11 protein-coding genes are annotated in these 13262 nt (G+C 71.0%); all 11 read left to right on the top strand.

All coding sequences use genetic code 11. The annotated features are described in order from the left end of the window. Positions 1-205 precede the first annotated feature (205 nt). Positions 206-1222 (top strand): heat-inducible transcriptional repressor HrcA, encoded by a 1017-nt coding sequence (gene hrcA / locus ACW4TU_RS31055; protein WP_457418474.1) that lies wholly within the window; start codon positions 206-208, stop codon positions 1220-1222. Further along, entirely contained in the window at positions 1223-2356 is a 1134-nt protein-coding gene (gene dnaJ, locus ACW4TU_RS31060; protein WP_457418476.1) for a molecular chaperone DnaJ, read from the top strand. It abuts the gene before it with no gap. A gap of 98 nt (positions 2357-2454) precedes the next feature. Further along, positions 2455-3534: a nitronate monooxygenase gene (locus tag ACW4TU_RS31065; protein ID WP_457418478.1), complete on the top strand. Its 1080-nt coding sequence runs from the start codon at positions 2455-2457 to the stop codon at positions 3532-3534. After that, positions 3531-4274 (top strand): 16S rRNA (uracil(1498)-N(3))-methyltransferase, encoded by a 744-nt coding sequence (locus ACW4TU_RS31070; RefSeq protein ID WP_457418480.1) that lies wholly within the window; start codon positions 3531-3533, stop codon positions 4272-4274. The genes ACW4TU_RS31065 and ACW4TU_RS31070 overlap by 4 nt, the downstream gene beginning before the upstream one ends. A gap of 113 nt (positions 4275-4387) precedes the next feature. Then, positions 4388-4966, top strand: coding sequence for a hypothetical protein (locus tag ACW4TU_RS31075; protein ID WP_457418482.1), 579 nt, complete (start codon positions 4388-4390; stop codon positions 4964-4966). A gap of 92 nt (positions 4967-5058) precedes the next feature. Then, complete coding sequence (locus ACW4TU_RS31080; protein WP_457418484.1) at positions 5059-8292, top strand: S41 family peptidase; 3234 nt, start codon at positions 5059-5061, stop codon at positions 8290-8292. Between the two features lie 174 nt (positions 8293-8466). Further along, positions 8467-8811, top strand: coding sequence for a histidine triad nucleotide-binding protein (locus ACW4TU_RS31085; protein ID WP_457418486.1), 345 nt, complete (start codon positions 8467-8469; stop codon positions 8809-8811). A 6-nt stretch (positions 8812-8817) separates the two neighbouring features. Beyond that, a complete protein-coding gene (locus ACW4TU_RS31090; protein ID WP_457418488.1) occupies positions 8818-9726 on the top strand; it encodes a ribonuclease Z in 909 nt (302 codons plus the stop codon). Positions 9727-9755: 29 nt separating this feature from the next. Then, the gene (locus ACW4TU_RS31095) at positions 9756-10751 is read left to right on the top strand and encodes an adenosine deaminase (protein WP_457430409.1); all 996 of its coding nucleotides are present in this window, start codon (positions 9756-9758) and stop codon (positions 10749-10751) included. A 120-nt stretch (positions 10752-10871) separates the two neighbouring features. Further along, complete coding sequence (locus ACW4TU_RS31100; RefSeq protein ID WP_457418490.1) at positions 10872-11999, top strand: carbohydrate kinase family protein; 1128 nt, start codon at positions 10872-10874, stop codon at positions 11997-11999. A 192-nt stretch (positions 12000-12191) separates the two neighbouring features. After that, positions 12192-13250, top strand: a complete 1059-nt coding sequence (locus ACW4TU_RS31105; RefSeq protein WP_457418492.1) for a PhoH family protein — start codon at positions 12192-12194, stop codon at positions 13248-13250. Positions 13251-13262 lie beyond the last annotated feature (12 nt).

Consider the following 13262-nt stretch of genomic DNA (forward strand, 5'->3'; position numbering starts at 1 on the left):
TCGGTACACGTCGGCAGGTCGGTGCGGGCCGCCCTTGCCGGGGGCGTACCCGACAGCCGTACACTGGGCCGGGGAACTCTGGCACTCGCACGCGAAGAGTGCCAGGGAAGGCCAATGGAGAGTCGAAGAGCCGATGACGGCCCGGGTGGGAGACCGGGCGGCGGGTAGGCGCGACAGGGGACGACAGCAGCTGGAGGTGTGCGCGATGCTCAGTGAACGCAGGCTCGAAGTGCTGCGCGCGATCGTCCAGGACTATGTCGGCACCGAGGAGCCGGTCGGGTCCAAGGCACTCACCGAGCGGCACAACCTCGGGGTCTCGCCGGCGACCGTCCGCAACGACATGGCGGCCCTGGAGGACGAGGGCTTCATCGCCCAGCCCCACACCAGCGCCGGGCGCATCCCGACCGAGAAGGGCTACCGGCTCTTCGTCGACAGGCTCGCCGGCGTCAAGCCGATGACGGCGCCCGAGCGGCGTGCCATCCAGAACTTCCTGGACGGCGCTGTCGACCTCGACGACGTCGTGGGGCGGACGGTGCGACTGCTCGCCCAGCTGACGCGGCAGGTCGCCGTCGTGCAGTATCCGTCGCTCACCCGGTCCACCGTGCGGCACGTGGAGCTGCTCTCGCTCGCTCCCGCGCGCGTGATGCTCGTGCTGATCACGGACACCGGCCGCGTGGAGCAGCGGATGATCGACTGCCCTGCGCCTTTCGGGGAGACGTCTCTGGCGGATCTACGCGCGCGGCTGAACAGCCGGGTGGCGGGCCGTCGTTTCGCGGACGTGCCGCAGCTTGTGCAGGACCTCCCTGACGCCTTCGAGGCGGAGGACCGGGGAGTGGTCGCGACGGTGCTCTCCACCCTCCTGGAGACGCTCGTCGAGGAGTCCGAGGAGCGGCTGATGATCGGTGGAACCGCCAATCTGACCCGCTTCGGACATGACTTTCCCCTCACTATCCGGCCGGTACTCGAAGCTCTGGAGGAACAGGTCGTACTTCTCAAACTCCTTGGTGAGGCCGGGGATTCGAGCATGACCGTACGAATCGGTCACGAGAACAAATACGAGGGACTCAACTCAACGTCCGTCGTGTCGGTCGGCTACGGTTCGGGCGGCGAGGCAGTAGCCAAGCTCGGCGTGGTCGGACCGACCCGCATGGACTACCCGGGAACGATGGGAGCGGTACGCGCAGTGGCACGGTACGTCGGACAGATCCTGGCGGAGTCCTAAGTGGCCACGGACTACTACGCCGTACTCGGCGTGCGCCGCGACGCGTCCCAGGACGAGATCAAGAAGGCGTTCAGGAGGCTCGCCCGCGAGCTGCACCCGGACGTCAACCCCGATCCGAAGACGCAGGAGCGGTTCAAGGAGATCAACGCCGCGTACGAGGTGTTGTCGGACCCGCAGAAGAAGCAGGTCTACGACCTCGGCGGTGACCCCCTCTCGCAGGCGGGCGGCGCCGCGGGTGGCTTCGGCGCCGGTGGCTTCGGGAACTTCTCGGACATCATGGACGCGTTCTTCGGAACGGCGTCCCAGCGGGGGCCGAGGTCGCGTACGCGGCGCGGCCAGGACGCGATGATCCGGCTCGATATCGAGCTCGACGAGGCCGCCTTCGGGACGACCAAGGACATCCAGGTCGACACGGCCGTGGTGTGCGGCACCTGTAGCGGTGAGGGTGCGGCGCCGGGGACCTCGGCCCAGACCTGCGACATGTGTCGCGGGCGGGGTGAGGTGTCCCAGGTGACGCGGTCCTTCCTCGGGCAGGTCATGACGTCCCGTCCCTGCCCGCAGTGCCAGGGGTTCGGGACCGTCGTTCCGACGCCGTGCCCCGAGTGCGCGGGTGACGGGCGGGTGCGGTCGCGTCGGACGCTCACCGTGAAGATTCCCGCGGGGGTCGACAACGGTACGAGGATCCAGCTCGCCGGTGAGGGTGAGGTGGGGCCCGGTGGTGGTCCCGCCGGTGACCTGTACGTCGAGATCCATGAGCTGCCGCACTCGCAGTTCCAGCGGCGCGGGGACGACCTGCACTGCACGGTGACCCTTCCGATGACGGCGGCGTCGCTGGGTACGAAGGTGCCGCTGGAGACGCTCGACGGACTGGAGGAGGTCGACATCCGTCCGGGCACGCAGTCCGGGCAGTCGATTCCGCTGCACGGGCGGGGAGTCACGCATCTCCGGGGCGGTGGGCGTGGTGATCTCCTGGTGCATGTCGAGGTCATGACTCCTTCGAAGCTTGATCCCGAGCAGGAGCGGTTGCTGCGGGAGCTGGCGAAGCTGCGGGGTGAGGAGCGGCCCATGGGGCAGTTCCAGCCTGGGCAGCAGGGGTTGTTCTCGCGGTTGAAGGACGCGTTCAACGGGCGCTGAGGCAGGGGGCGGGCTCTGGGGGCCGCGCCCCCAGACCCCCCTTTCGCGCTGAAGGGGCCTGATTCGGACTTGTGGTGGGGACGTGACAACATGCCGTCATGTCGTCCTCCGCACTGACCGATCTCTTCCCTCACCCGATCGTGCAGGCCCCCATGGCGGGCGGCGTCTCCGTCCCGCAGCTCGCCGGTGCCGTCGCCGAAGCGGGCGGGCTCGGGTTCCTCGCCGCCGGGTACAAGACCGCGGACGGGATGTACCAGGAGATCAAGCAGCTGCGCGGGCTCACCGGGCGGCCGTTCGGCGTGAACCTCTTCATGCCGCAGCCCGAGATCGCCGACCCCGCCGCCGTCGAGGTCTACGCCCATCAGCTCGCCGGCGAGGCCACCTGGTACGACACCGAGCTCGGCGACCCGGACAGCGGACGCGACGACGGCTACGACGCCAAGCTCGCCGTACTCCTCGACAACCCGGTCCCGGCCGTCTCCTTCCACTTCGGGGTGCCCAGCGGCGACGTACTGGACTCCCTCCGCCGTGCCGGCACCCTCACCCTGGTCACCGCGACCACCGCCGAGGAGGCCCTCGCCGTACAGCGGGCCGGGGCCGACGCGGTGATCGTGCAGGGCGTCGAGGCCGGCGGCCACCAGGGCACCCATCGTGACAACCCGGAGGCGGACGGCTCCGCCATCGGGCTGCTCTCCCTCATCGCCCAGGTCCGCGAGACCGTCGATCTCCCCCTCGTCGCCGCCGGCGGGCTCATGCGCGGCAGCCAGATCGCCGCCGTCCTCGCCGCCGGCGCGAGCGCCGCCCAGCTCGGCACCGCCTTCCTCGCCACCCCGGAGTCCGGCGCTCACGCCCTGCACAAGCAGGCGCTGACCAACCCCCTCTTCGTCCGTACCGAGCTGACGCGCGCCTTCTCCGGCCGGCCCGCCCGGGGGCTGGTGAACCGTTTCCTGCGCGAGCACGGCCCGTACGCCCCCGCCGCCTACCCCGAGGTCCACCACCTCACCTCGCCGCTCCGCAAGAAGGCCGCCGCATCCGGCGACGCGCAGGGCATGGCGCTGTGGGCGGGGCAGGGGCACCGGATGGTCCGTGAGCTTCCGGCGGGGGAGCTGGTGCGTGTGCTGGCCGATGAAATCGCCGCCGCGCGGGCCGCGTTGTCGGACGGGGGTGCGAGCTCGTGACCGCGCCCGTGTTCGTCGTCGAGCAGCTCCCTGACGTCCGGCAGTTCGTCCTGGACGGCCCCGAGGGGCGCCATGCCGTCTCCGTGAAGCGGATGCGGGCCGGTGAGACCGTCGTCCTCACCGACGGGGCCGGGCGCTGGGCGGAGGGCGAGGTCGTCGCCGCCGAGGGCAAGGACCAGCTGGTTCTGCGACTCGGGGTGGTGGTCGAGGAAGCGCAGGAGTCTCCTCGTATCACCGTCGTCCAGGCTCTTCCCAAGGGCGACCGGGGTGAGTTGGCCGTCGAGACGATGACCGAGACCGGTGTCGACGCCATCGTTCCCTGGGCCGCCTCACGATGCGTCACGCAGTGGCGGGGGGAGCGTGGGCTGAAGGCGCTCGCCAAGTGGCGGGCCACCGCCCGTGAAGCCGGCAAGCAGTCCCGCCGGGTGCGCTTCCCGGAGGTCGCGGACGCCGCGTCGAGCAAGCAGGTCGCCGCGCTGCTCGCCAGGGCCGACTTCGCCGCCGTACTGCACGAGGACCGCGAGTACGGCAGTGCCGCGCTCGCCACCGCCCAACTCCCTTCCGCCGGCGAGATCGTGCTGGTCGTCGGACCCGAAGGAGGCGTCTCCCCCGAGGAGTTGGTCCTCTTCGAGGAGGCGGGGGCGAAGGCGTACCGGCTCGGGGCCAGTGTGCTGCGTACCTCCACCGCCGGTACCGCGGCGACGGCCCTGCTGCTCGGCCGTACCGGTCGCTGGTCCTGATCTCGTTTCCCCGTACGGCAGTTCGGCCTCCGGCGATCCTTCGCGAAGTTGCTTGCGCGCATGTCCGTATACGCCCTTCCGCGTGGGGCGGGACGGTGGCAGGCTGCCCTTCCATGGTGGCTTCGAGGTGGATTCGGCTTGGGCCGCGCGGGCGCCGCAGGGCGGTCGCGGTGGCCGGACTCGTGGTGGCCGTCGCGGGTGGTGTCGTCGCCTGTGATCCCGGTGGGCTCGGTTCGACCACCGTGGCCTACACCACCGACCAGACGATGACGAAGGAGCTGGAGCGGCGGAACGTCGGCGTCCAGTGGCTCACCTGCACGGCCTCGGTCAACAACGGCAACACGGCCTCCGCGTCCGGGAGTTCGCCCTCGCCGAGCGAGAACACCTACGCCGACGTCGACTGCCAGGGCAAGACCACGGACGGCAAGGCCATCACCGTCGCCGGCAAGGTGACGCGCGCGGTCAACGGCAGGTGCGTACGCGGGAACCTCACCGTCAGGATCGACGGAAGGCAGTGGCTCCGCGTCAGCGGCCTCGGCAACTGTGACGTGCCCGCCACCCCGACCCGCACCACGCCGGCCACCTGGCAGCCGCCGGACAACGGACAGCCCGCGCCGACCGTGACCGTCACCGTGACGAGGACCATCTGGTGCCAGGAGACCCCGAACTGCCTGCCCGTCGAGGGCAAATGAGCGGGTGAACAGAGCGTCGGGGCCTTGGCGGGTTGTGGATGAAGTGATCCAAACCCCTGTCCGGGGGCGGGCTCGTTGCCTAGGGTGATCGGGTGACTCAGCCCTCTTCGCCTGCGTATCTCCGGTTTCCGCATCTGCACGGCGACCTGGTCGCCTTCACCGCCGAGGACGACGTCTGGGTCGCCCCGCTCGACGGCGGCCGGGCCTGGCGCGTCAGCGCGGACAACGTACCGGTGAACCATCCCCGTATCTCCCCGGACGGCACCCGCCTCGCCTGGACCTCCACCCGCGACGGCGCACCCGAGGTGTATGTCGCCCCGATCGACGGCGGGTCCACCAACCGGCTCACCTACTGGGGCAGTTCGAGGACCCAGGTGCGCGGCTGGACCCCGGACGGACGGGTCCTCGCCATCAGCACCCAGGGGCAGGCCAGCCTGCGCCGCTCCTGGGCCCGGGCCGTGCCTCTCGACGGCGGTCCGGCGGCTGTCCTGCCGTACGGGCCCGTCGGCGATGTCGCACACGGTCCGGCGACCGTTCTCCTCTCCGCTCCGATGGGGCGCGAGGCCGCCTGGTGGAAGCGGTACCGGGGCGGTACGGCAGGGAAGTTGTGGATCGACCGGGACGTCCGCGACGGGGAAGGCGCCGGCGAGTTCGTACGGCTGCATGCCGACCTCGACGGGAACCTCGAATACCCGGTGTGGGTCGGGGAACGCATCGCCTTCCTCTCCGATCACGAAGGCGTCGGGGCGCTGTACTCGTCCCTGGCCGACGGGTCCGACCTGCGGCGGCACACTCCGATCGACAGCTTCTACGCCCGGCACGCCGCGAGCGACGGCAGCCGTGTCGTCTACTCCTCCGCCGGTGAACTGTGGCTCCTCGACGACCTGGACGGGGCCGAGCCGCGCCGGCTCGACATCCGGCTCGGCGGGCAGCGCGCCGACCTCCAGCCCCATCCCGTCAGCGCCTCCCGGTGGTTCGGGTCCGGCGCCCCCGACCACACCGGGCGTGGCAGCGCCATCGGGGTGCGCGGGGCCGTGCACTGGGTCACCCACCGGTCCGGTCCCGCCCGTGTCCTCGCCTCCGGGCACGGCGTACGGGCCCGGCTGCCCCGCGCCTTCCGCGTGGACGGCGAGGAGTGGGCCGTGTGGGTGACGGACGCGGAGGGCGACGACGCGCTGGAGTTCGCCCCCGCGACCGGTGTCGCACCGGGGACCACTCCACGCCGGCTCGCCGCCGGACAGCTCGGGCGCGTTCTCGGCCTCGCCATGGCGCCCGACGGCAGCCGGGCAGCCGTCGCCTCCCACGACGGGCGCGTCCTGCTCGTCGAGCGCGAGTCGGGGGAGGTGCGCGAGGTCGACCGCAGCGGCGACGGTGATGTGTCGGGACTCGTCTTCTCGCCCGACTCGGCCTGGCTCGCCTGGTCGCATCCGGGGCCGAATCCACTGCGTCAGCTCAAGCTCGCCAACACCACTGATCTGTCGGTGACCGAGGCGACTCCGCTCCGGTTCCGGGACTACTCGCCCGCGTTCACCGTCGACGGCAAGCACCTGGTGTTCCTGTCGGCGCGGTCCTTCGACCCCGTCTACGACGAGCACGTGTTCGACCTGGCCTTTGTCGGCGGTTCGCGCCCGCACCTCATCCCGCTCGCCGCGACCACGCCCTCGCCCTTCGGGCCGCAGCGGCACGGGCGGCCCTTCGAGGCGCCGGACAAGGACGAGACCCCGGACAGCGAGGGCGCCCCGGTCACCCGTATCGACCTCGACGGGCTCGCCGACCGCATCGTGCCGTTCCCGGTCGAGGCCGCCCGCTACTCCAACCTGCGCGCCGCCAAGGACGGCGTCCTGTGGCTGCGCCACCCGGTGCGCGGAGTCCTCGGCACCTCCCGGGCCACCCCGGACGACCCCGACCCGAAGACCGAGCTGGAGCGGTACGACCTCGCCCAGAATCGCATCGAGCACCTCGCCGGGGACGCCGACCACTTCGCCGTCAGCGGCGACGGCAAACGCGTCCTGCTGTGGACCGACGGCAAGCTGAAGGTCGTACCCAGCGACCGGCGCGCCTCGAACGACGACGAGAGCGACACGAACATCACCGTCGACCTGTCGCGCGTACGGCAGAGCGTCGACCCGGCCGTCGAGTGGCGGCAGATGTACGACGAGAACGGTCGCATCATGCGCGACAACTTCTGGCGTGCGGACATGGGCGGCACCGACTGGAACGGCGTCCTCGACCGCTACCGGCCGATCCTCGAACGGGTCGCCACCCACGACGACCTCGTCGACCTTCTCTGGGAGGTCCAGGGCGAGTTGGGCACCTCGCACGCCTACGTCACCCCGCGCGGCGGACACGGCCACGGGGAGCGGCAGGGCCTCCTCGGCGCCGACATCTCCCGCCACGACGGCGGCCCCCAGGACACGCCCCTGTGGCGCGTCGACCGCATCCTGCCCGCCGAGACCTCCGACCCCGACGGCGTCTCCCCGCTCGCCGCACCCGGCGTCGCGGTGCGCCCGGGCGACGCGATCGTCGCGGTCGCCGGACAGCCCGTCGACCCGGTCGCCGGGCCCGGCCCGCTGCTCGTCGGTACGGCGGGCAAGCCCGTCGAGCTGACCATCTCGCCGTCCGGCGGCGGCGACCCGCGGCACGTGGTCGTCGTCCCCCTCGCGGACGAGGAACCGCTCCGCTACCACGCGTGGGTCGCGGACCGGCGGGCGTACGTCGCCGAGAAGTCCGGTGGACGGCTCGGCTATCTGCACGTGCCCGACATGCAGGCGCCCGGCTGGGCCCAGATCCACCGCGACCTGCGGATCGAGGTCGCGAAGGAGGGACTGGTCGTCGACGTCCGGGAGAACCGGGGCGGGCACACGTCGCAGCTGGTCGTCGAGAAGCTGGCGCGGCGGATCGTCGGCTGGAACCTGCCGCGCGGGCTACGGCCGTACAGCTACCCGGAGGACGCGCCGCGTGGGTCCGTCGTCGCCGTCGCCAACGAGTTCTCGGGGTCGGACGGGGACATCGTGAACGCGGCGATCAAGGCGCTGGGGATCGGTCCTGTGGTCGGTACGCGGACATGGGGCGGGGTCATCGGTATCGACAGCCGGTACCGGCTCGTCGACGGGACGCTGGTGACTCAGCCCAAGTACGCGTTCTGGCTGGAGGGTTACGGGTGGGGCGTCGAGAACCACGGGGTCGATCCCGATGTGGAGGTCGTGCAGACTCCGCAGGACTACGCGGCCGGGCGGGATGTGCAGTTGGACGAGGCGATCCGGCTGGCGCTGGAGTCGCTGGAGGAGCGGCCGGCCAAGACGGCGCCTGGGTTGCCGGAGCTGTAGAGGGTGCGGTGGGCGGGGGTGGGCGTTAGGTTTCTCGCCCCCGCCGCCCCAACCCGTCCCGTCCTCGGGGGCGCTGCCCCCGAACCCCCGCTCCTCAAACGCCGGAGGGGCTGGACATTCAGCCGGTCGATACGATGGGCCCGAAATGATCGGCGAGCGTGAGGAGGCACACGCATGGCGGACGAGAGCTGTCTGTTCTGCAGGATTGTCGCGGGGCACATCCCGGCGACCATCGTCCGGGAGACCGACACGACCCTCGCCTTCCGGGACATCAACCCCCAGGCCCCGACGCACATCCTGGTGATCCCGAAGGTCCACCACCCCGACGCGGCCTCCCTCGCCGCCGCCGAACCCGGCATCGCCGCCGACGTGTTGCGCGAGGCCGGGGAGATCGCCGGCGAGGAGAAGCTGGACAGCTACCGCATCGTCTTCAACACGGGCAGCGGCGCCGGCCAGACCGTCTTCCACGCCCACGCGCACATCCTCGGCGGGCGCGGCCTCCAGTGGCCGCCGGGGTAACGGGCCTTGTCCGCACGTGAACTGGTGGTCCTCGGTACGGCCAGCCAGGTACCCACCCGGCACCGCAACCACAACGGCTACCTGCTCCGCTGGGACGGTGAGGGGCTCCTCTTCGATCCCGGCGAGGGCACGCAGCGCCAGATGCTGCGTGCCGGGGTCGCCGCCCACGACCTCAACCGGATCTGCGTGACGCACTTCCACGGGGACCACTCGCTCGGGCTCGCCGGAGTCATCCAGCGCGTCAACCTCGACCGCGTCCCGCACGAGGTGACCGCGCACTACCCGCGTTCCGGCCAGAAGTTCTTCGACCGCCTGCGGTACGCCACCGCGTACCGCGAGACCGTCCGGATCAGGCAGGAGCCGGTGGCGGGGGACGGTGGGGTGCTGGCGGAGGCGGGCGGTTATCGGCTCGAGGCGCGCAGGCTCTCCCACCCCGTCGAGTCCTACGGCTATCTCCTCGTCGAGCCCGACGGGCGCCGCATGCTGCCGGAGCTGCTCGCCGAGCACGGGATCAGGGGGCCGGACGTCGGACGCCTCCAGCGGGAGGGCTCCCTCGGTTCCGTGAGCCTCGACGATGTCAGTGAGCCGCGCCGCGGACAGCGGTTCGCGTTCGTCATGGACACCCGGCTGTGCGACGGGGTGTACACGCTCGCGGAGAGGTGCGACCTGCTCGTCATCGAGTCGACCTTCCTCGACGAGGATCAGCAACTCGCCGTCGATCACGGGCACTTGACCGCAGGTCAGGCAGGGGCGGTCGCGCGGGAGGCCGGCGTACGGCATCTCGTTCTCACTCACTTCAGCCAGCGCTACTCCGACCCGGACGAGTTCGAGCGGCAGGCGCGGGCGGCGGGGTACGAGGGGGAGCTGACCGTCGCCCACGACCTGCTGCGGGTGCCGGTTCCGAAACGGCGGTAAACCGGTCGTACGATTCTTTGATGTCCCCGATGTCCCTCCCCAAAGCCGAACTGCACCTTCACATCGAAGGCACCCTCGAACCCGAGCTGGCCTTCGCGCTCGCCGCACGCAACGGCGTCGTGCTGCCGTACGCCGACACCGACGAGCTGCGCAAGGCGTATCTCTTCGACGACCTGCAGTCCTTTCTGAACCTGTACTACGAGCTCATGGCCGTCCTGCGCACCGAACAGGACTTCGCGGACCTCGCGAACGCCTATCTCGCGCGGGCCGCCGCGCAGGGCGTACGGCACGCGGAGATCTTCTTCGATCCGCAGGCCCACCTCGCCCGGGGTGTCGGCATGGGGACGGTCGTCGACGGGTTGTGGCGGGCGCTGGGGGAGAGCGAGCCGGCGCACGGCATCTCCACGCAGCTCATCATGTGCTTCCTGCGTGACGAGTCCGCCGAGTCGGCGATGGCGACGCTGGAGGCGGCCAAGCCCCACCTCGACCGGATCGCCGGGGTCGGGCTCGACTCCGCCGAGGTCGGGCATCCGCCGGTGAAGTTCCGCGAGGTGTACGAGGCCGCAGCCGAGCTGGGGCTGCGGCGCGTGGCGCACGCGGGGGAGGAGGGGCCGCCCGAGTACATCACCGAGGCCCTCGACATCCTCGGCGTCGAGCGGATCGACCACGGCCTGCGCTGCATGGAGGACCCGGAGCTGGTGGACCGGCTTGTGCGGGAACGGGTGCCGCTGACGCTGTGTCCGTTGTCCAACGTGCGGTTGCGGGCCGTTGACGTCCTGGCCGAGCATCCGCTGCCCGCGATGCTCGACGCGGGTCTGTTGTGCACGGTCAACTCCGACGACCCCGCCTACTTCGGCGGATACGCAGGCGACAACTTCGGGGCGGTCCGGGAGGCCCTGGGGCTGGGGGAGGAGCGGCTGCGGGAGCTGGCGCGGAACTCGTTCCTGGCCTCGTTCCTGGACGGTGACGAGGAGCGGCGGGCCCGGTATCTGGCGGAGGTGGAGGCGTACGAGTTCGGGGGCTGACCGTCCCTCACCGCGCCACGCGCCGGTCTCCGGGGCGGGAGTGGCGGGCTGCTGTCAGTGGTGTGGTGCAGACTGGCCTGATCCGCACCGTCGTCAGGGTCCGTCGTCAGGGAGCGCACCGTGATCGCGTCCACCGCGTCCACCGGAGAGGGATCGTCCTACCGCCAGGCCCAGGTCGATCCCCTGGCCGCTCTGCGCACGCCCGGCGAACCGCCGTGGGACGTGTATCTGACGGGCACCGTCTTCCTCGACATCATCTTCACCGGGCTCGATTCCGCCCCCGTGCGCGGCACCGAGTCCTGGGCGCGCGGGATGGGGTCCAGCCCCGGCGGGGTCGCCAACATGGCCACCGCGCTCGCCCGGCTCGGCCTGCGGACCTCCCTCGCCGCCGCCTTCGGCGACGACCACTACGGGGAGTACTGCTGGGACGCCCTCGAACAGGGCGAGCACATCGACCTCTCCACCTCCCGCACGGTCCCCGGCTGGCACTCCCCGGTCACCGTCTCGATGGCGTACGAGGGTGAGCGCACGATGGTCTCCCACGGCCACGAGCCGCCCCATGAGGAACCGGCGCCGCAGTGCCCGCCGCACGCCCGGGCCGCCGTCGCCTCCCTCACCCCGGGCGTCCGCGCCCCCTGGATCGCCGAGGCCGCCCGTAAGGGTGCCCGGATCTTCGGCGACGTCGGCTGGGACGACACGGGCCGCTGGGACCTCGCCGGCCTCGCCGACCTGGAGCACTGCGAGGCCTTCCTGCCCAACGCGGAGGAGGCGATGCGCTACACCCACACCGATTGCCCCCGCAAAGCCGCCCGCGCGCTCACCGAGCACGTGCCGCTCGCCGTCGTCACCCTCGGCGCCGAGGGCGCGTACGCGGTGGACGGGCGGACGGGGGAGACGGCCGAGGTGCCCGCCATCGCCGTCGAGGCGCTCGATCCCACGGGCGCCGGCGATGTCTTCGTCGCGGGCTTCGTCACCGGCACGCTCGCCGAGTGGCCGCTCGCCGACCGCCTCGCCTTCGCCGGCCTCACCGCCGCCCTCTCCGTCCAGGACTTCGGCGGCTCCCTCTCCGCACCCGGCTGGTCCGAAGTGGGGGCCTGGTGGCGGGAGATCCAGTCGTACGAGCACCAGGACCCCGCCGCCCTGCGCCGGTACGCGTTCCTGGCGGACCTGGTACCCAGGAGCGCCAGGCCGCGCCCGTGGCCGCTGCGGCGGGCCGTTCCGACGATCGGTTTCCGCAGATCGGCCTGAGCGCCGACGCCGGACCGTGATCACGGACGCCGGACCGTCACCATGTACACCGGACCGTGACCGTGTACGCCGGGCCGTGTTCGAAAAGCCTTACGGCGTTGTCAGTGCACCGTCGTAGGCTTGGAGCGGAAGGCTACCCACGTGGTAAGCGAGCCTCATCGAGGAGGTCGTGCAGGCCTACAGGGCCGGCCCATGACTCAGACACCCACAGCTCAGCCCCCTGCGCGGGGGCAGGCACGAGCGCAGTTCACCGTCCCGGCCGCCCACCCCATGGTGTCCCTGCTGGGTTCAGGCGACTCCCTCCTGCGCGTGATCGAAAAGGCCTTCCCGGCGGTCGACATCCATGTCCGGGGCAATGAAGTCAACGCCACTGGCGAAGCGGCCGATGTCGCCCTCGTCCAGCGGCTGTTCGACGAGATGATGCTGGTGCTCCGCACCGGACAGCCGATGACGGAGGACGCAGTGGAACGCTCGATCGCCATGCTCAGAGCGAGCGAAAACGGGGAGGGCGACGGCCAGGAGACCCCGGCCGACGTCCTCACGCAGAACATCCTGTCCTCGCGGGGCCGCACCATCCGCCCCAAGACCCTCAACCAGAAGCGCTACGTCGACGCCATCGACAAGCACACCATCGTCTTCGGCATCGGCCCGGCGGGCACCGGCAAGACGTACCTCGCCATGGCGAAGGCCGTGCAGGCGCTTCAGGCCAAGCAGGTCAGCCGCATCATCCTGACCCGCCCGGCGGTGGAGGCGGGCGAGCGGCTCGGCTTCCTGCCCGGCACGCTCTACGACAAGATCGACCCGTATCTGCGCCCGCTGTACGACGCGCTGCACGACATGCTCGACCCGGACTCGATCCCGCGCCTGATGGCGGCCGGGACGATCGAGGTCGCGCCGCTGGCGTACATGCGCGGCCGTACGCTCAACGACGCCTTCATCATTCTGGACGAGGCCCAGAACACCAGCGCCGAGCAGATGAAGATGTTCCTCACCCGGCTCGGCTTCGAGTCGAAGATCGTGGTCACGGGTGACGTGACGCAGGTCGACCTCCCCTCCGGGACGAAGTCGGGCCTGCGGCAGGTGCAGGACATCCTCGAAGGCCTCGACGACGTCCACTTCTCGCGGCTCACCTCCCACGATGTCGTCCGGCACAAGCTGGTCGGCCGTATCGTCGACGCGTACGAGAAGTACGACAGCGAGAACGGTACGGAGAACGGCACCCACAAGGGCGTCCGTAACAAGCGGAAGTAGACAAACCAGCAC

The organism is Streptomyces kryoterrae, from assembly GCF_054072135.1.

Excerpts from the sequence above, each read along its gene's own strand:
- ACW4TU_RS31095 (WP_457430409.1), top strand. The coding sequence starts at position 9,756 with ATGTCCCTCCCCAAAGCCGAACTGCACCTTCACATCGAAGGCACCCTC.
- ACW4TU_RS31085 (WP_457418486.1), top strand. The coding sequence starts at position 8,467 with ATGGCGGACGAGAGCTGTCTGTTCTGCAGGATTGTCGCGGGGCACATC.
- ACW4TU_RS31065 (WP_457418478.1), top strand. The coding sequence starts at position 2,455 with ATGTCGTCCTCCGCACTGACCGATCTCTTCCCTCACCCGATCGTGCAG.
- ACW4TU_RS31105 (WP_457418492.1), top strand. The coding sequence starts at position 12,192 with ATGACTCAGACACCCACAGCTCAGCCCCCTGCGCGGGGGCAGGCACGA.
- ACW4TU_RS31075 (WP_457418482.1), top strand. The coding sequence starts at position 4,388 with ATGGTGGCTTCGAGGTGGATTCGGCTTGGGCCGCGCGGGCGCCGCAGG.
- hrcA (WP_457418474.1), top strand. The coding sequence starts at position 206 with ATGCTCAGTGAACGCAGGCTCGAAGTGCTGCGCGCGATCGTCCAGGAC.